Genomic DNA, 18,232 nt, shown 5'->3' on the forward strand with positions numbered 1-18,232 from the left:
AGGAAGATCGGTTCGCATGAGAACTCTACTTGTCCTGGGCGGCGGCTACGGCGGTCTTGCCCTCATTCAGCAACTTCTTAACAACCATCTCCCCCATGATGTGGAAATCGTCCTGGTTGACCGGATGCCGTATCAGGGAATCAAGACGGAATATTATGCACTGGCCGCAGGAACTGTAACGGATTATCATCTGCGGATTCAATTCCCGGTTCATCCCCGCTTAACGATCCGCTATGGTCAGGTGGGCTCCATCGATTTGGAGAGCCGGGTGATATTCCTCGATACCGGGGAGCCGATATCTTATGATATTCTGGCGATAGCGCTCGGCTGCACCGATAATTTCCATAACATCCCCGGAGCCGAGCACTATGCCTGCAGTATTCAGAGCTTTGCCGGGACCCGCGAAACCTACCGCCGGCTGAACGATGTGAAGCCTTACGGAACGGTCAACATTGTAGGCGGAGGACTGAGCGGCGTTGAGATTGCCTCAGAACTGCGGGAGAGCCGGCCTGATCTGAACATCTCCATTCTGGACCGCGGGGAACGGGTATTGTCTTCTTTCCCGGCCAAGCTGTCACAGTATGTGGAGGAGTGGTTCAATGAGCATCATGTGGAGACCATGGGACGGGTATCCGTCTCCCATGTAGAAAAGGATGCCATCTTCAATGGCACCCAGGCAATTCCTGCTGATGTTACGGTCTGGACTGCCGGCATTCAGCCGGTGCAGGTGGTCCAACAGCTTGAACTCCCCAAAGACCGTGGAGGACGGATCATTGTGGGCGATTATTACAATGTGGCCGACTATCCGGAGGTGTACGTGATTGGAGATTGCGCCAGTCTCCCCTTCGCACCGAGCGCACAGGCGGCAGGTGCACAAGGAGAACAGGTCGCACAGATTATTCAGGCCCTATGGCGTGGTGAGACCCCGAAGCTGCATAAGATCAAGCTTAAGGGCACTCTCGGCTCACTGGGTAAAAATGCCGGCTTTGGCCTGATGGGCCGCCGCTCCGTCATGGGCCGTGTTCCACGCCTGCTCAAAAGCGGCGTTCTCTGGATGTCTAAGCGTCATTTCGGGTAGGACAAACGGCTGCGGTTTAATCGATCTCAAGGCTATCCCATGCCTCAGCCTCTTTAATGGCTGCTTCAATCGCCTCTTCAAGTCCGTCGGCGGATTCGGCTTCAATAATCTCCCCGTCGACCATGGCGAAGGGCTGCAGATAACATTGTCCGCAGTTGTTCAGACAGCCGTACTCCACCACATCGTATTCGGGGTTTTGCTCCAGCTTATTTTTGAGCTTTTCTGTACCCTGTCCGATATTACTGGCACAAAATTCTATAATTGGTCTCATGATAATCTCCCTATTCTGCGCTAACCATTTTATTTTTTAACTTTTTGTACTATAATAAACATACGAAAGGAGTGATTGAGAAATGAGTGAGAATGTACAAAGTGCAACCATGTACGATGAAGTATTGGAAGTGCTCGATAAACTTCGTCCGTTCCTGCAGCGCGATGGCGGTGACGTCGAACTGATCGATGTAGAAGACGGCATCGTTAAGTTGAAGCTTATGGGTGCCTGCGGCAGTTGCCCAAGCTCCACGATCACGCTGAAAGCCGGGATCGAACGCGCTCTTGTTGAAGAAGTAGAAGGCGTGGAAGAAGTTATTCAAGTATTCTAATCCCGTATCATAGATCATCCCGGCCTCCGATGAGAAGGCCGGGATTTTTTTTATTATAGAGGATTTCTCATGTGGGTTCAACCTCTAGGCAGATAATAGATGTATTAACAGTTTCTGCTATACGGCTTGCAAAAAGACCAGAAGCTGCTCCGCAGCCATTTCTGGCTTACGGGCATCCTCTGGTCTTCACTTATTAGATATTCAGCTAAGATTCAAGCTTAGAATGCAGGGATAATTGCACCTTCATATTTCTCATCGATGAAGGCTTTGGCTTCTGCAGAGTTCAGGGCTGCAGCCAGCTTCTGGATCGCATCGGAATCTTTGTTGTCCGGACGGGCTACCAGCAGGTTGGCATAAGGGGAATCCGTTCCTTCGATGAACAAAGCATCCTTCGTTGGAACCAGACCCGCTTCCAGCGCGAAGTTGGTGTTGATCAGCGCCAGATCTACTTCGTCCAGCTGACGTGGCAGCATCGCTGCATCCAGCTCAATGATTTCAAGCTTCTTAGGGTTCTCGGTGATATCGGCTTTGGTGGAAGCGATATTCGTGTCATCCTTCAGTGTAATCAGGCCATTCTTGGCCAGCAGGATCAATGCGCGTCCGCCGTTAGTAGCATCATTCGGGATGGCAACCTTGGCACCATCAGCCAGTTCGTCGATCGATTTGATCTTCTTAGAGTAAGCGCCGAAAGGTTCAACATGAACCGCGGTTACAGATACAAGCTCCGTGCCGTTCTTGGCATTCTGGTCATCCAGGTAAGGCTTGTGCTGGAAGAAGTTCGCATCCAGCCCCTTCTCGGCAAGCTGTGTATTCGGAAGGACATAATCCGTGAATTCTTTGATCTCAAGCGTAATGCCTTGTGCTTCAAGCAGCGGGGCAATAGCTTTCAGAATTTCCGCATGCGGTACAGGAGAAGCTCCAATGACCAGGGTTACCGGTTCTGCAGCAGGTTCAGTGGACGGTTCTGCAGCAGCTTCCGTTGGCGCCGTTGTAGCCGCAGAGTTTGCCGCATTATTCGCAGTGTTATTGTTGCCGCAAGCCGCGAGCACCAATATCATGGTCAGGCTGAAGAATGTGAGCAGTACTTTTTTCATTTGTAAATCCCCCTCTAATCCGTATGTTTTGTATGAATAAGGCTATATGGACGTACCTTATTTCCGTGTAAAATGTCTTACCAGCCGGTCGCCTGCCATTTGCAGCAGCTGCACCAGAATGACCATCAGGGCCACCGAGATAATCATGACTTCCTTCTCATAACGGTAATAGCCGTAGCGGATCGCCAGGTCACCCAGACCCCCGCCGCCTATCATCCCTGACATTGCGGTATAAGAGACAAGCGTAACAACGGTTATGGTTACTCCGGCCAGCAGGCCCGGACGGGCCTCCGGCAGCAATACGCGCATAACGATCTGCTGCGTGGATGCTCCCATACCCTGCGCCGCTTCGATGATCCCCCGGTCAACCTCCCGCAGTGCGGTCTCTACCAGTCTGGCGAAGAATGGAGCCGCGCCAATCACCAGCGCCGGAATCGTTCCAAGTACACCTATCGAGGTACCCATAATCGACTTGCTGAACGGAATCAGGGCAACCATCAGAATAATAAAGGGAACTGAACGCAGAATATTTACGACGAACGATAATACCGAGTAAACAGCCCTGATAATAGTGTTATTAGATCTGCCCCATAAATATAACACAATGCCGAGCGGTAAACCAAGGATAATTGTGAATATTCCTGAAAAAGCTAACATTTTCATTGTTGCAACCGTGGCATCAAGCATTTCTTCCCAGTTAATCGCGCTAAAATCCAGTCCGCCCATTAAGAAATCACCTCCACATCAAGGCCTTGAGCCGCAAGTTCGGTAAGTGTTGCTTCCACGGCACCGGATGGCCCTTCAAACCGCACAATCAGCTGACCATAAGGGACATCCTTAATAGTAGAAATGGTTCCCTGGAGAATGGCGAAATTAACTCCGGTTCCCTGCGCCACATGCGAAAGGGTCGATTCGTACGTCTTTTGCCCAAGAAAAGTAATTTTGACCGCCTTAGTATATCCGGCATGTACAGCATCAATCGCTTGCCGCAGCGGTCCGTCTGCCTGAGTTTCACTGCGGATGAATTCTTTCGTAACCTCATGCCTTGGTTTCAGAAAAACCTGGGAAACGTCGCCCTGCTCCACAATCCCACCCCCATGAATGACAGCCACCCGGTCACAAATGCTCTGAATGACATGCATCTCATGCGTAATTAGCACAATGGTCAAGTGAAATTTCCGGTTAATATCCAGCAGCAGGCGCAGAATTGAATCCGTTGTCTGCGGGTCCAGCGCTGAAGTCGCTTCATCGCATAGCAGAACATCAGGATCGCTCGCCAGAGCACGGGCGATCCCGACCCGCTGTTTCTGGCCTCCGGACAGCTGAGCCGGATATTTGTTCCGGTGCTCCTCAAGTCCGACTAGAGCCAGCAGATCCCGAACCTTCCGCTCAATCTCCGTCTTGGAGGTTCCGGCCAGCCGCAGCGGAAAGGCGATATTGTTATATACAGTTGCCGAGGAGAGCAGATTGAAATGCTGAAAGATCATCCCGATCTTGCGCCGCTGCTCCTGCAGCTGTCCTTGGCTGAGTGCCGTCAACTCCACCCCATCTACCCATACTTCACCCTCGCTCGGACGCTCCAGCAGATTAATGCAGCGGATCAGCGTGCTTTTGCCGGCACCGGAGTGGCCGATTACACCGAATATCTCCCCCTTCTTAATCGACAGGCTTAGTCCGGAAAGCGCCGTCGCGGCCTTGCTTCCTTTACCGTATACTTTCGTTAAATCTTTCAGCTCTATCAATCGCCCCGTCCTCCTTCTTCCCTGCAATTTATAACAAAAAAGACCTCTTACGATCCGTGCAGATCGGAAGAGGCCATGTGTGTGAAGTAAACAATGCCGTCTCATCTGCCAAGACCGCAAACTCAGCGGCATTGTAGGAATTAGCACCATGACATTTGCAGAACAGCAGTTATGCTGTGACAAATCGGTTGCCGGGCTTCATCGGGCCTATCCCTCCGCCGCTCTCGATAAGATTATAGTATGAAGTTATATATGCCGTTTCATGTTAGAAGTAAATACTTGCATAAGTATATTAAGTTTCCGGTTCTTTGTCAAAGGTAAGTTTTTACGGCTGTACGTGCTCTGAACGCTTGCTGGATGCAGCTTTATTCTTGTGCCACTGCTCATTGCTGTACCTGAAGGCAGCCGACAAAGATTTGCACACCATCTCCAGGCTCTGCTTCAAATCCTCCAGATGGCTGTCAAGATCCTCCAGTTGGATTTTGTCATGCAGCCCCTGATGGCGCTGCCAGAGATCATCCGTCATCTCAGCGTTCATGTAGTGAATCTCGGCATTGCGCCGTTTGCGCAGATTCTCTATCGGTTCGCGGTAAGAGTTCCTGATCCTCTCCAGCTCATTGGCCAGCGGGTTGTGCGCCTGAAGCAGCTGAAATTGGCGAAGCACAGTGAAGTATGAGAAATGTGCTTTGACTTTCCCTGTATTCAGATCATACAGACTGTTCAGGACCGTACCCAGCTTGTCCAGCAGGGAGAACACCCGGATGAAGCCGTCCTTATAAAAATACACATACCTGGCGTACTCCCCCTGCTCCGTGGGCGACATATCATCCATATAACCGGCAACTACCGACCTCCGGTAAAAGGCGGCGGCGAACCAGCTCTGTTCCAGCTCGTCCAGCGATGAGATCAGACCGCGTGTCCATATTTCCAGCTTGCGGTATTCATGGTCACGGTCTTCATGTGCGTTCATCTCCTTGCGCAGTATGGAGGCGACCTTCGCCATGTTGTCCATGGCTTCGGCCAGTACCCCGCTATTCTCGCGGGGCGGCTCTCCCAGTAATGTCCGCAGCATATTTGTCCTCCTCAGAATACTTAAGATCTAAAAATGAGGGAAATAACGGTTCCAGTTCCGGTTCACCAGTTCAACCGTGTCCTCATGAGGAACCAGCTCCTCCGGGTATCCCGGCTTCATCCGGGCATCTATTACAATAGGCAGCGAATAGCTGATTGCGTTACGCAATACATGGGTCTCCGCATAAATATCATCCGCCGGATTAAACCGGCTGAACACTGTCCACAGGAAGGACGTTTGTGTGCGCACCGCTTCTGCAGCATCGTCCACCAGAACAATCAGCGGCCAGGCTGTGCCCTTCTCCTGGAAGGAAGCGGCCAGCCTGACGGGAAGCTCAGGGTCTTCTATATAGGATGCTCCGGAAACGGCTAAACATCCGCCGCAATAGGGCACGGCGTCGGTGATTGCTGGAAGGTGACCCTCCGTATAGGTTCTGGGCAGTTCACGCACCGGGTTGCCGGTGCCCATCATCACAGCCTTACTGCCATGATTCAGCTTGCGGCCGGTATAGTCAAGGGTATCCATGGAGGTGTTAGCGAAGATCACCAGATCTGATGCCGGATTAAAGCGTTCAAGCACGGTTTCCAGCAGTTTGGGGAAATCCGTAAGCTCAACCGCTTCATTCGTCAGGAGCAGGAATTTCGTTAAAGAGAGCTGGCCTTCCCCCAGGATACGGAAGGCCGAAGCCAGTCCCTCACGCGGATAGCTCTCTCTCATCACCGCAGACGCCAAGGCGTTCGAGCCGGATTCCGAGTACGCCCACAGTGCTTTTACAGAAGGCATCATTAACGGATAGGCCGGAGCCAGCAGCCGCTGCAGATAATCCTTCAGATAATAATCCTCCTGTCGGGGTTTGCCGGTAATCGTGGCCGGAAAAATCGCATCCTTGCGGTGCCACATCCGCTGCACATGCATTACGGGAAAATCATGCTGCAGCGAATAATAGCCGGATTGACTGCCATACGGGCCTTCCGGTCTACGCTCAAACGGAGACACCCGCCCGCGGATGGAGAATTCGGCTTCTGATGGAATACGGTGACCGCCTAGGGGGTCCTGCACCATAGGAAGCTTCCCGCCCTGCATAAGGGATGCCAGCATCAATTCCGGAAGGCGCTCTGACACCGGGGCAACAGCGGCCGCAATCAGGGCAGGCGGCCCGCCGATAAAGACAGAGACCGGAATCGTCTCCCCCAGCAGCTCAGCCTGACGGTGATGGAAGCCCCCTCCTTTATGGATTTGCCAATGAATGCCGGTGGTGCTGTCATCATAAATCTGGACCCGGTACATCCCGAGATTATGGTCTTTGGGGTTGGTTATACTCTCTGTATAGACCACAGGAAGGGTGATGAACGGCCCTCCATCCTTAGGCCAGCTGGTAATTCGGGGCAATTCCTGTAGCGGATTACTGCTGCGGCAGATGCCTAGTACCGGTGCTTCACCTTGCGGTATATTTTTGGTTCCTGCTCGGATCAGGTCAAGCAGCAAGCCCTTTTCTCTCCAAAGTCCGGCAGCTGATGGCGGAATCATCGTCTCCATAGCTGCCGTCATGGATTTCACTAACTGCTCCGGGCGGGTCCCGAAGGCCTTATTCACCCGGCGGACAGTACCGAACAGATTGGTTGCAACCGGGAACGGCGTTCCTTGTACATTTGTAAACAGCAGCGCCGGGCCTTCCTCAGCGGCTACCCGGCGGTGAATCTCGGCCAGCTCCAGATTCGGATCAACCGGAGCATCAATCACGGCAAGATCCTTGTCCCTGCGGAGCTGTTCGATCCATTGTCGCAAATTACCGTATCCCACTAAACGTTCCTCCTCGAACCGGGCCCGAACCTTACCCATGCCCTTAACGGTAATCTTATCGTTTCTTGCCTGTTCCGCTTAACTGCCAGACACGGACACTCATATAACATAGAACCCCAAACAAGCCGGCAATCAGCAAAATATGCGACAACGCGGTAAAGATGTACAGTCGTTCATTATACAGCGTATGAACCACAGCAGCTCCACTGAATACCTGCATCAGGCAGAGCAGTACTGCGGCAACACCCAGAGCCCTCAGCTCCGTCAGCTCTTTGTATTTCCAGAAAGCCAGATGTCCCAGAATAGCAGTCAGCAGGAACAGCAGCGCCGCTGCAAGCCGGTGTATGAATACAATGCCCACCCCGCCAGACAGCTCCGGAATCCATTCCCCATTGCACAGCGGCCAGCCTGAACAGCCCCCCTGCGAATCGGTATGGCTTACATAAGCCCCAATATACACGACCATATAAGAATATAACGCAGTAAACCAGGTTAAGTTACGGAAGCCCCTGCTTACTTTCGGTTCTGCAGTGCTATTTTCTTCCCCCGAAAGGTAGATCCGCCCTGCTCCAAGCGCAAGCATCAGGGAGCTGGCGAACGCAATCAGCGAGAATCCCATATGTAAAGCCATCACTCCAGCAGACTGCGACTTGATTACCGCAAGCGCTCCCATTCCGCCTTGCACCACTACGAATATAAGGGTTAACAAGGCATAGGTAAGCAGATCCCTGCGCTTACGGGCATAACGCCAGAATGCAAACATGGAAGCCAGTGACATTAGGCCCGCAAGTCCGCTGAACAGACGATGGGTATATTCAATCAGGGAGCCTACGGTATAAGCCGGAATCAGCTTTCCGTGACACAGCGGCCATTCATTACCGCATTCCAGCCCCGAACCCGTCTTAGTAACCACCGCTCCGCCGAGCAGCGCCAGAAACATAACGAGGCAGGTTATATAGCTAAGCCATTTTAATTGAAGGGTCGTCAATGTTATCACCCGCATTTTATAGGAATGAATTAGTATAATGATAGCGCCCGCAGACAATTCTAGAAAAAAAACACCGCTTCTGCTCGGGTAGGGCGAAAGCGGTGCTGCTTCATTACTTGTGGATGCTAAGGTATACATCCAGCGCCGTATTCAGGAAATTCTCAATTTCCTCACGGGACTTACGAAGCTTATTCACGAATCTGACCAGTTCCCGTCCATCGGTATACGCGACAAAGCTCGGAATGCCCAGAATATTCTGTTCCTGGCTGACGTCGCCTACGGCATCGACATCCACTTCAACGAGTGTGAGGCGGTCACTATATTTCAGTTCCACATCCGGCATAAACGGATCCATGAATTTGCAATCCGAGCACCAATCCGCCTTGAATACCGCCACCGTTAAGCGCGGAGATTGTATTGACACCTGAAACTCAGCAGGAGAACTAATTTTGTCCATCTATTAACCATCCTTTCTCATTTAACCGTTACCCATGACTCTTCTCTAAGTGAAGCAAAATGTACGGAATAAGTCAAATAAAAAAGACAAAATAAGACAATGATCACAGCTTTATTCGTTTGCACGCACATGCGCCGGCTGCAGCTTCATTAGAGGATTCAGCAGTTTGCGCAGCGGACGCGGGTAACCTGCGATTTCCTGGCTGCTCAGTACGCCCAGAACAATCAACAGTACCAGATAAATGATAACCACGGCAGTTCCAACCACCAGACATGTAATCAGGAATGCCAGTCTTGCCGGCATCAGATGAGTCAGCATAATCCCCGCTTCATTGAGGCCATAGCCGATCCCGGCCGATGCGAGTACAGCGATTGAGAATCCGCCCCAGCGTTTGCCGAGAATTTCGAAGGGAATGATCTTTTTGAGCATCCGCAGATTAAGCAGCGTAATGACAATGAAGCACAGGGCCGTAGAGCCGATGATGCCATAGATGCCGAATAGCTGGCTGAACAGGAAGTTGGAAGCGAACTTCACGATAATCCCGATAAGCACGTAATACATCGAAATCCGCGACTTACCCATCCCAAGCAGAATAGAGTTCGTAGTCATCATAGTGATTTGAAAAATAGTCCCCAGCGTCAGCATCGCTACAATCCCGCTGCCGTCCAGACTGCTGAAGATCAGTCCATTGACTGAATATGCCGCCACAACGAGAGAGAGTACAATTGGTGTGCCGGTAAGAATGGAAATACGCATAGCCAGGGTAACCTGGCGTTTCAGATGCTGTTCATCTTTGCGGGCGTACGCCGCTGAAATAATCGGAATGAGCGACGTACTAAGCGCGATAGACAACACCGGCGGGATACCCGCTATACTCTGTGCACGGCTGCCGAATATCCCCAGGGCCCGGGTAGCTTCCTCCATTCCGATCCGGCCGCTGAGCAGCGGTACAATAAAGGAAGTATCGATAAAGTTCACAACAGGTACTGTGATCGAAGATAATACAATTGGAATGGACAGTTTGAAAATATCTTTATATATTCCAAGTAACGGAAGGCGTGCCTCATTCGATTCATAAAGAGCAATCTGCTCCTCGCTGCGGCGCATCTTCATCGCGTAATACAGCATAACACCGAAAGCGCCGACACTCCCGAGCACACTGCCGAAAGAAGCGCCTGCAGCCATCCATGTGTTGCTGTAGCCTTGGCGCAGCAGAATAAAAGCCAGCAGAATTGCCGTCGATACCCGGGCAATCTGCTCAATAATCTGTGAGATACCTCCGGCCATCATATTATTGCGCCCCTGGAAATAACCGCGCATCATCGCGATTGCGGGGAACAGCAGCAGCGCCGGGGCAATCGCCCGGATGGCCAGCGTACTCTCAGGAACTTTGGTGTACTCCGCATAATACGGAGCGGCTATGTACAGTATTGTACTCATTACAACACCTACAACAGCTGCAAAGATAAGGGCGGCACGGTATACCTGCTGTGCTTCATGCGGACGGTTCAGAGCATAACGCTCTGATACCATTTTGCTCAGCGTGCTGGGTATTCCTGCGGTCGCCAGCGGAAGGAGCAGCAGATACACATTGTTAGCCTGAGTAAAGGATGCATTCCCTATATCATTGAATAGATGTTCCAGCGGCACCCGCTGGGCAAGTCCAAGGATGCGGGCCACAAGTGCGGCCGCAGCCAGAATAAGCGTGCCTTTAACAAAAGATTCTTTCTTATTGGACAAGCTGTTTCGCCTTCTTCACAATAAATTTAATACCGTCCGATCCAGATAAAGAAGAGGACAACCATAACAATTTGCAGAATAATTTTGACTACGGTACTGCTGAATAGCCCCAGCAAGGAGCCGAAGCTGACCTTGACCGCCTTACCCGGCTTAGAGCCTGCAATCAGTTCACCGACAAAGGCCCCGAGGAACGGGCCGATCAGCAGACCAAAGGCCGGAATAAGAAAGGGGCCAATAATCAAGCCGATCGTGCTGCCGATGACGGACGCCCGTGAGCCGCCGAACTTTTTGACACCCCAGGCCCCGACTACATAATCGGCAACGAACAGAACCACCACAATCAATGTCTGGGCAATCCAGAACCAGGGACCGAAGGGGTCGAAGGAAAAGAACCAGCCGTATACGAAGAAGGCCAGATAAATCGCCAGCGCGCCCGGCAGGATTGGATATACCGCTCCTGCCAGCCCTACTGCAAACAAAGCAATGATCAGAATCCAACCCAGGATCGTCAATTCCTTCAACTCCTCAAGTTTTGATAGCAATAAAAGAACTCCAAAAGGTGTCGCTCGTAACTGCGGTGAATGTTTGAACTTCCGGCCGCTGTTGTCCCCAGATTTCTTGATTAATACCGCTCTGCGCGGTGGAAATCCGGTGACAAAGGCGGACGCTACCGCTCCTACAGTTTCAAACTTCCCCTCCGTTACTCCCACCAATTGTTGTCTTTCAGATCAAGCTATAAAAAATTTGATAATCCCAAACTCATTACTACATCTACTAAGCCTGCTTAGAAATTCTACCAGCCGAGGTTCCGGCCTCCGACAGAATATACTTCTCGATCACTTCCGCGATCCCGTCATTATTATTCGTAGCCACAACAGCATCGGCTTCCTGCTTAACGGTCTCCTGGGCATTGCCCATCGCTACGCCGAATCCGGCCTGCTGGATGGCCGCCAGATCATTCAGACTGTCGCCGACGGCCACAACCTGGGACATGTTAATGCCGAGAAGCTTGCAGACTTCCAGAATGCCGGATGCCTTGTTAACGCCAAGCGGATTAATCTCCAGATTGAACGGCGAGGAATTCGTGATCTCCAGCCCGCCCAGCTCCTGCAGACGCATCAGCAGCTTATGGCGGATATTATTATCCTCGGTAGAATAACCGAACTTCAGCCATTCCCTGCTGTCAATTTCGCCGTCCCAGGTGTCGCGGTTGTATACTTCATCCACCGAATATGCCCAGAACCAGATATCGAACTCTTCGGCAATCTTATGCATCTGTTTGACCAGTTCCACATCCATCAGGGACCGGCGGTACAGCTCCCCCGGTGCGCGCCATACTTCACTTCCGTTTACCATAATCATCGGGGTCTCCAGGCCAAGCTGTACGGCATAAGGCATCGCACTCCGGGACGAACGTCCGGTAGACAGGCAGACATGTACGCCGGCATTCATCGCTTTTTTGATCCATTCCACCGTTTTGGGGGTAATTTTCTGTTCATCATTCAGTAGGGTTCCATCCATATCCAATGCAAGCAGGCGGTATTTGGCAGTCATTTGCCACCCCTCCATTCTTGTATGTCTCCCGTTCGGGAGCTGTGTATTTGTCAATCAGGCTACGGCGGTTCGTCAGTTTGTGTTTACGGCCTCTCCATTGGCCGGATCTGCAGTCTTCACATTTTTCTTCGGGTTGCCATCCAGCCCGTACTCCCAGTCATACGCATCGAATATTTTACGCGCGACCGGCGCGGCACTGTTGGAGCCGAACCCGCCTTCAGGGATGACCACGGCAACTGCTAACTTAGGATTATTACGCGGGGCAAAAGCAATAAATACCCCGTTATCACGTAGTTCCCCTTTACCCAGCTGTTGGGAGGTACCTGTCTTACGGGCAAAATCATAAGGGAAATCCGTAAATGCAGTAACCTTACTGTTCATGCCCTGTTTGATTTCTTTCCAGAAGGACGGGTCAAAGGTCGTTACCTCATCCAGCACCTCGCGCTCAAACTTTTTGACCACATTGCCTTCAGAGTCGGTGATCTTGCTGACCAGCTGCGGCTTAATGCGCACACCTTCATTGGCAAGCGTGGAAGCGTACTGTGCCAGCTGCAGCACCGTATAACGGCCCTGCTGCCCGAAGGAGGCATAGACCAGTGCGGCTTGCGCACTGCCCGCTGCCTTGATATCGGTATAGTTAATCTGTCCCAGATACTCATTCGGAAGCCCGCTCTGTGTGGAGACGCCGAGGCCGAACTCCTTCATATACTTATCCCAAACTTCAATCCCCTCGCCCTTATATTGCTCATAAAGCTTCTTGCCGACCATATCCACCATGAATACGTTGGAGGAATCCTCAATCGCTTTGGCCGGGTCCATTGGACCGTAGACATGTCCGGAGGAATTGCGTACGGAGGATTTGTCATCCTTACCGAAATAAGCGATCCCTTTATCATTATACCGGTAAGAGGTGCTGAAGAATCCTTCGTTCAAGCCCACAAGCACACTCAGCGGCTTAATGGTTGACCCCAGTAATACGGTAGAACCGAATCCATGGCCGGACATCCCCGAAGAATACGGAGTAATCGTCCCATTCTGATAGTTACCCATAATTTTATTCCAAGTATCGGAATCCAGCTTCTCCGCCGTCCAGACATTGGTATCATAATCCGGCATACTGGCCATGGCAACAATATTGCCTGTATCCACTTCCATGGCTACGGCATAACCCGTCAGTGCATCGGGGTGGGTTTTGCCCTGTACAGCATGACTGTGCAGCCAGCTGATCTGCTCCGTAATGGCCTCTTCCGTCTTGAGCTGGACGTTCTTATTAATCGACATCCAGACATCATTACCCTTGACCGGCGGCACAACCTCTTCAACCTTCTCGGCCATATTCTGCGGATTCACTGAAATGACCTGATAACCATTCTTGCCGCGCAGCTCCCGCTGATATTGCAGCTCCAGACCGTCAAAGCCGACAAACTCATCATCTTTATAGTTCAGGCCGGGATCGGCATCGATCTTCTTCATTGCGTTCTGTATGTTCTTATAGATATTAAGTGTACTGGACGATTTGAAGGGCTTGATATACCCGACTGTCTGCACAGCAACCGTGTCCTTGTCATAATGCCGCACGCCTTCTTCAACAATCTCAAGACCTGGGAACTCGCTTTTATGCTCCATGAAATAAGCAACTTCCTGGGTGGTAAGACCGGATTTAATCTTGCGTGCCATATAACCCGAATATTTTTTGAAATATAAATCCAATGAAGTAATCACATTATTCACCGTCAGCTTCTCGCCATCCGGATCACCATGTTTATCGAATTCCTCGACCAGCCGGGTTGCCAGCGCATAGGCGTTAGCTCTCGATTCCGGCTTCAGTGCACTGATTCCGGTCTCCTTATCCACGGCTTTGGCCGTATATTCCTTTGTCAGGGTGATATACAGCGATTGAACGGAGGTCGAATAGGCAATTTCTTCTCCTCCGGCTGCGCGAATTGCACCACGGATGGACGCGAGCGGTACACTTTTGGTATCCCGGCTGGTCTCCACCTCAGTCAGCTTAGGTCCTTCCACAAACTGCACCACAGCCAGACGGATAATAATTACGCAAAAAATTACAAACGTGCTGAAGAAAAACACGTTGAGCCGCAGGCCAAGCGAACTCTTGCTGTCCTTCTCATCCGGGGGAGAGGCCTGCTTTCGGAAAACACTCACAGTTTTTCACTCCTCTACATCTCAAGTGGAAACGGCTTGGCCGTCCTTACTAAGGACAGCACCGTTTCAGCGGGAAAAATAATATAAATCTCTTAGTTGACAGTCGATTCTTGTTCCTGCGCTACTGGCGGAAGATTTTTTTTGGGAACTCCATCGAGCCCGTATTCTGAGTCATAGGCTTCAAATATTTTACGGGCCACCGGTGCAGCACTGTTCGATCCAAAGCCGCCTTCCGGAATAATCACCGCTACAGCAAGCTTGGGATGCTCACGCGGAGCATAAGCAATGAAGACTCCGTTGTCACGGACCGCACCGTACGCATCCATTTCAGAGGTCCCTGTCTTGCGGGCGAAGTCATACGGGAATCCGTCAAACACCTTAACTGTCGTGTTCATCCCCTGCTTGATCTCCTTCCAGTACGAAGGATCAAACGTAATTTTGTCCAGAACTTCCCGTCCGAATCCCTTAACCGTATGGCCCTCGGCATCTGTAATCCTGCTGACCAGCTGCGGCTTGATCCGTTCCCCTTCATTGGCAAGCGTTGCTGTATACTGGGCAAGCTGCAGTGCGGTATACTTGCCTTTTTGACCGAAGGAAGCAAAGACTAACGCCGCCTGGACAGAGCCCGCTTGCTCCGTATTGATATAATCGGCAACTCCGGCACTCTCACCCGGCAGTCCGCTTTGTGTCGACACCCCAAGTCCGAAGGCCTTCATATACTTGTCCCACACTGCGATTCCTTCACCCTGATACTTCTTATAGAGTGCATTGCCGACCCAGTCTACCATAAAAGCATTGGATGACTCCTGGATCGCCTTAGCGGGATCAAGCGGCCCCAGGACGTGGCCGGAGGAATTGCTTACGGAGGAACTGTCATCCTTGCCGAAATACGCGATTCCCTTGTCTATATAAGTGTCAGTCGTGTTGAATAAACCTTCATTGAGACCAACTAACACACTTAACGGTTTGATTGTGGAACCCAGGAAAATCAGTGACTTCAGGCCATTCCCTGAGACACCGGAGGTATTCTGGTTAATCGTGCCGTTCTGGTTATTATTCTTAATCTTCTCATACACTTCCGGCAGCAGCTTCTCGGCGTTCCAGACATTTGTATCATAGTCCGGCATACTGGCCATTGCGACTACATTGCCTGTATCGACTTCCATCGCAACCGCATACCCGGTCAGGGCATCCGGATGATATTTGCCTTGGACCGGATTGGTATGCAGCCAGCTGATCTGATCCATAATCGCCTGCTCTGTCTTCATTTGCACGCTTTTATTGATCGTCGTCCAGATATCGTTGCCCTTGACAGGCGGAACCGATGCAATGACTTCCTCAGCCATGTTCTGCGGATTAACGGAGAGGGTCTGATAACCATTCTTTCCCCTAAGTTCTCGCTGATATTGCTGCTCGAGACCATAGATACCGACAAATTCATCTTCCCTGTAAGCCAGGCCGGGATCAGCGCCCGTTTGTTTCATGGCATTACGAATATTCTTGTATATATCATAGTCCTCTGTCGAACGGAACAGCTTCATATAGCCTACCGTCTGAACTGCCACTGTATCCTTGTCATAATGGCGGACGCTTTCTTCCACAACAGCTAATCCAGGATAGCGTTCCTTGTTCTCCATGAGATGAGCGACTTCCTTCACCGTCAGGCCCGTCTTGATTTTGCGCGGGACATAGCCGAGTGATTTCTTATAATCAAGATCCAGCAGAGCAAGGATATCCTCCTGCGAGAGCTTTTTGGCGGAAGGATCACCATATTCATTAAAAACTGACGTGAGCCGCGCCACCAGTGAATTCGTACTTGCCTTGGCTTCAGCAGTGAAGTCATATACTCCGGTGTCCTTGTTCTTGGCTTTGGCTGTATATTCCTTGGTTAAAGTGATATATAACGACTGTATGGATGTGGAATAGGCAAGTTTCTCGCCGCCGGCAGCATGAATAATTCCCCGGATCGCCGCAAGCGGCACATCCTTGGTCTCCCGGCTGGCCTCGACCTCAGTAAGCTCAGGACTCTCCACAAACTGCAGCCCTGCAAGGCGGATAATAATGATGCAAAAAATAAAAAAAGTGCCGAAGAAAAACAGATTTATGCGTAAACTCAGGTAGTTTCGGGCAGAACCTCCATCCGGGCGGGAGCCCGGCTTACCGAACCATCTCACAGCATGTCCTCTCCTTGTATGTTATGCAAAACCGTATATCCGGTAGTCCAAAGGCAGAGCTCTTCTTACACGCTGTTATTGTACCATAGATGGAGGAGCTCCCGCTTCTTGTCAGAGGATGTTTTCCTTGATATGCGTTGAATCGAAATCCTTGGTATTGAACCAGTTCCCGCTGCTGGCCCAGGTAGAATCCAGCGGAATCCAGGCTTCCCTGCTGCTGATATAGACCTCATTCCAGGCATGGGGACCATAACCGCCCTGCCCGTCATAGCCCCTGCCGGTTACAACCCGCACCTGAATGCCCTGCGAACGGGCCATCATGGCATAGAGGCGGGCATAATCTATACATACCCCCAGCCGGGTATCAAAGGTATCCTGCGGGGTCTGCTCATGCCAGATCCGTTTCTGCTCATAGTTCTCTGCTTTGGTATAGTCATAGGTGATGCGTGAGCCGATCCAATCATAGAGCAGCTTGGCCTTCTCTTCATCCCCGTCAGCCTGTCCGGCAATATCTGCGGCTGCACCAGCGATGTCCGCGGAAATATCATGGTCGATCACTTCATATTTGCGCCGCAAAATATCATTCATCTCGGCGGCTACCGCCTTGGTCAGCACCGGAAGCTTACCCCGGACCTGTTCACCGGCCAGCGGCTCAAATACCGCCGCCGCACTCTGGCTGTAGATCGGCGAGGATTCCACGTAGCGGCTGAAGCCGCTGTCCGGATTTAGGCCTACGCCGATATAAAGCGCAAAGACCAGAACAAGTGCACGGGCGAGCCCGGCGGCAAAGCCTAGAACGGCTCCGCTTAAGCGGCTGGCCCCCGTGATCTTCCCTCCCGGCCTTGACGAAAACCGCGGCAGGCGGAAAGGCAGCAGCAGGAACAGCAGACCCAGCATTAGGCGGATCAGACTGTAGGACAGGAGGAGGAGGAGGAGGAACCGCACAAGCGGCGAGTTCGCCAGCACCGATACAGCTGTATAATACACCTGCTGCCACTGGCTCATCCGGATGTCAGGCAGAACAACGCCGGATGCCCACTCCCCGGCTAGTGGCGAGAGGTATACAGCGGCCGGAACAGCCATAATCAGGGCCGCGATCGCCATTATTCCGGAGCCGAGCAGTCCGAACAGCCCTCCGGCCGCTCTTTTGAAGCCCCGGCCCCATCCCTGCAGTACGGAGAACAGCACGACCACCAGCAGGACGATCGAGATGATATTGGCCTCACTAAGACTATCTATCCAGCTGTTCAGCATCTCTCGCGCTCCTCCTTCTGTGGCTATTTAGCCTTTGGTTCAACTGCACTATTATTTGCCGGCCTGTTTCCGGGCTTCGTCAATAAATGTTTTGGTAGTATCTGTTACACTCCACTTTCCAAGACTGACCCCGCGGAAGATCACTTCAACCTTATCCTCTGCGGCGGAGCCTTTCACTTCGAGATTGGGAGTCGTAATTGTAAAAGTACCGTCACCGCCGGAGGTATACACCGCCTCCTGCGCTTCCTTAAGCATAACTTCCTGCGCTTCCTTCTTCAGCGTGCTGACCGTCCCGTCCGCCACTTTGTTAACAGCATTACCTATCTGATCCATGGTCACCCCGCTGTAGATGAACAGGCCTGCAACGATAATGATAACAATTGCCCATTTCAGTACAGTCTTAACGAGATTAATTACTGCAAACAGCAGGACAAGCGCAATAACGATAACAAGCCAATTCTCTCTGATAAATTGTGACCACACTGCCGGATCCATCAATTTCACAACACCCCTA

Annotated in this window: 17 protein-coding genes and 1 riboswitch; of the genes, 2 read left to right on the top strand and 15 right to left on the bottom strand. The window is 51.5% G+C overall.

The annotated features are described in order from the left end of the window. Positions 1-16: 16 nt before the first annotated feature. Positions 17-1,078, top strand: a complete 1,062-nt coding sequence (locus R50912_RS27435) for an NAD(P)/FAD-dependent oxidoreductase (RefSeq protein WP_042239450.1) — start codon at positions 17-19, stop codon at positions 1,076-1,078. Positions 1,079-1,094: 16 nt separating this feature from the next. Here the strand turns inward: R50912_RS27435 and R50912_RS27440 are convergent, their stop codons facing one another. Continuing rightward, positions 1,095-1,349 (bottom strand): YuzB family protein, encoded by a 255-nt coding sequence (locus R50912_RS27440; RefSeq protein ID WP_042239452.1) that lies wholly within the window; start codon positions 1,347-1,349, stop codon positions 1,095-1,097. Positions 1,350-1,431: 82 nt separating this feature from the next. On the opposite strand from R50912_RS27440, the gene R50912_RS27445 reads away from it, so the two are divergent. Continuing rightward, positions 1,432-1,680, top strand: coding sequence for a NifU family protein (locus tag R50912_RS27445; protein WP_039307240.1), 249 nt, complete (start codon positions 1,432-1,434; stop codon positions 1,678-1,680). A gap of 218 nt (positions 1,681-1,898) precedes the next feature. Here R50912_RS27445 and R50912_RS27450 read toward each other — a convergent pair whose 3' ends face one another. The 14 genes from R50912_RS27450 to R50912_RS27515 form a co-directional block, all read right to left on the bottom strand. Continuing rightward, on the bottom strand, positions 1,899-2,774 hold the full coding sequence (locus tag R50912_RS27450) for a MetQ/NlpA family ABC transporter substrate-binding protein (protein ID WP_042239454.1): 876 nt from the start codon (positions 2,772-2,774) through the stop codon (positions 1,899-1,901). A 57-nt stretch (positions 2,775-2,831) separates the two neighbouring features. Further along, complete coding sequence (locus tag R50912_RS27455) at positions 2,832-3,500, bottom strand: methionine ABC transporter permease (RefSeq protein ID WP_042239456.1); 669 nt, start codon at positions 3,498-3,500, stop codon at positions 2,832-2,834. Continuing rightward, complete coding sequence (locus R50912_RS27460; RefSeq protein WP_042239458.1) at positions 3,500-4,516, bottom strand: methionine ABC transporter ATP-binding protein; 1,017 nt, start codon at positions 4,514-4,516, stop codon at positions 3,500-3,502. The genes R50912_RS27455 and R50912_RS27460 overlap by 1 nt, the downstream gene beginning before the upstream one ends. A gap of 98 nt (positions 4,517-4,614) precedes the next feature. Continuing rightward, positions 4,615-4,750, bottom strand: a riboswitch (SAM riboswitch). Between the two features lie 91 nt (positions 4,751-4,841). Further along, a complete protein-coding gene (locus R50912_RS27465) occupies positions 4,842-5,588 on the bottom strand; it encodes a Cthe_2314 family HEPN domain-containing protein (RefSeq protein WP_042239460.1) in 747 nt (248 codons plus the stop codon). A 27-nt stretch (positions 5,589-5,615) separates the two neighbouring features. Further along, the gene (locus R50912_RS27470; RefSeq protein WP_042239461.1) at positions 5,616-7,388 is read right to left on the bottom strand and encodes a UbiD family decarboxylase; all 1,773 of its coding nucleotides are present in this window, start codon (positions 7,386-7,388) and stop codon (positions 5,616-5,618) included. Between the two features lie 55 nt (positions 7,389-7,443). Then, positions 7,444-8,376 (bottom strand): COX15/CtaA family protein, encoded by a 933-nt coding sequence (locus R50912_RS27475; RefSeq protein ID WP_156123366.1) that lies wholly within the window; start codon positions 8,374-8,376, stop codon positions 7,444-7,446. Positions 8,377-8,488: 112 nt separating this feature from the next. Then, on the bottom strand, positions 8,489-8,833 hold the full coding sequence (locus R50912_RS27480) for a thioredoxin family protein (protein ID WP_042239463.1): 345 nt from the start codon (positions 8,831-8,833) through the stop codon (positions 8,489-8,491). 111 nt (positions 8,834-8,944) lie between these two features. After that, entirely contained in the window at positions 8,945-10,573 is a 1,629-nt protein-coding gene (locus tag R50912_RS27485) for a putative polysaccharide biosynthesis protein (RefSeq protein WP_042239464.1), read from the bottom strand. A gap of 26 nt (positions 10,574-10,599) precedes the next feature. Continuing rightward, positions 10,600-11,085 (bottom strand): DUF456 domain-containing protein, encoded by a 486-nt coding sequence (locus tag R50912_RS27490; protein ID WP_042239465.1) that lies wholly within the window; start codon positions 11,083-11,085, stop codon positions 10,600-10,602. A 262-nt stretch (positions 11,086-11,347) separates the two neighbouring features. Next, positions 11,348-12,127, bottom strand: a complete 780-nt coding sequence (locus R50912_RS27495; protein WP_042239467.1) for a Cof-type HAD-IIB family hydrolase — start codon at positions 12,125-12,127, stop codon at positions 11,348-11,350. Between the two features lie 72 nt (positions 12,128-12,199). Further along, a complete protein-coding gene (locus R50912_RS27500; protein WP_042239469.1) occupies positions 12,200-14,290 on the bottom strand; it encodes a peptidoglycan D,D-transpeptidase FtsI family protein in 2,091 nt (696 codons plus the stop codon). A 92-nt stretch (positions 14,291-14,382) separates the two neighbouring features. After that, complete coding sequence (locus R50912_RS27505) at positions 14,383-16,464, bottom strand: peptidoglycan D,D-transpeptidase FtsI family protein (RefSeq protein WP_042239471.1); 2,082 nt, start codon at positions 16,462-16,464, stop codon at positions 14,383-14,385. Between the two features lie 111 nt (positions 16,465-16,575). Continuing rightward, positions 16,576-17,718: a transglutaminase domain-containing protein gene (locus tag R50912_RS27510; protein WP_042239473.1), complete on the bottom strand. Its 1,143-nt coding sequence runs from the start codon at positions 17,716-17,718 to the stop codon at positions 16,576-16,578. A 51-nt stretch (positions 17,719-17,769) separates the two neighbouring features. After that, positions 17,770-18,213, bottom strand: a complete 444-nt coding sequence (locus R50912_RS27515) for a hypothetical protein (protein ID WP_042239475.1) — start codon at positions 18,211-18,213, stop codon at positions 17,770-17,772. Between the last annotated feature and the right edge of the window lie 19 nt (positions 18,214-18,232).

It is taken from the genome of Paenibacillus sp. FSL R5-0912 (assembly GCF_000758605.1).
In the GTDB taxonomy this organism is placed as follows: domain Bacteria; phylum Bacillota; class Bacilli; order Paenibacillales; family Paenibacillaceae; genus Paenibacillus_AQ.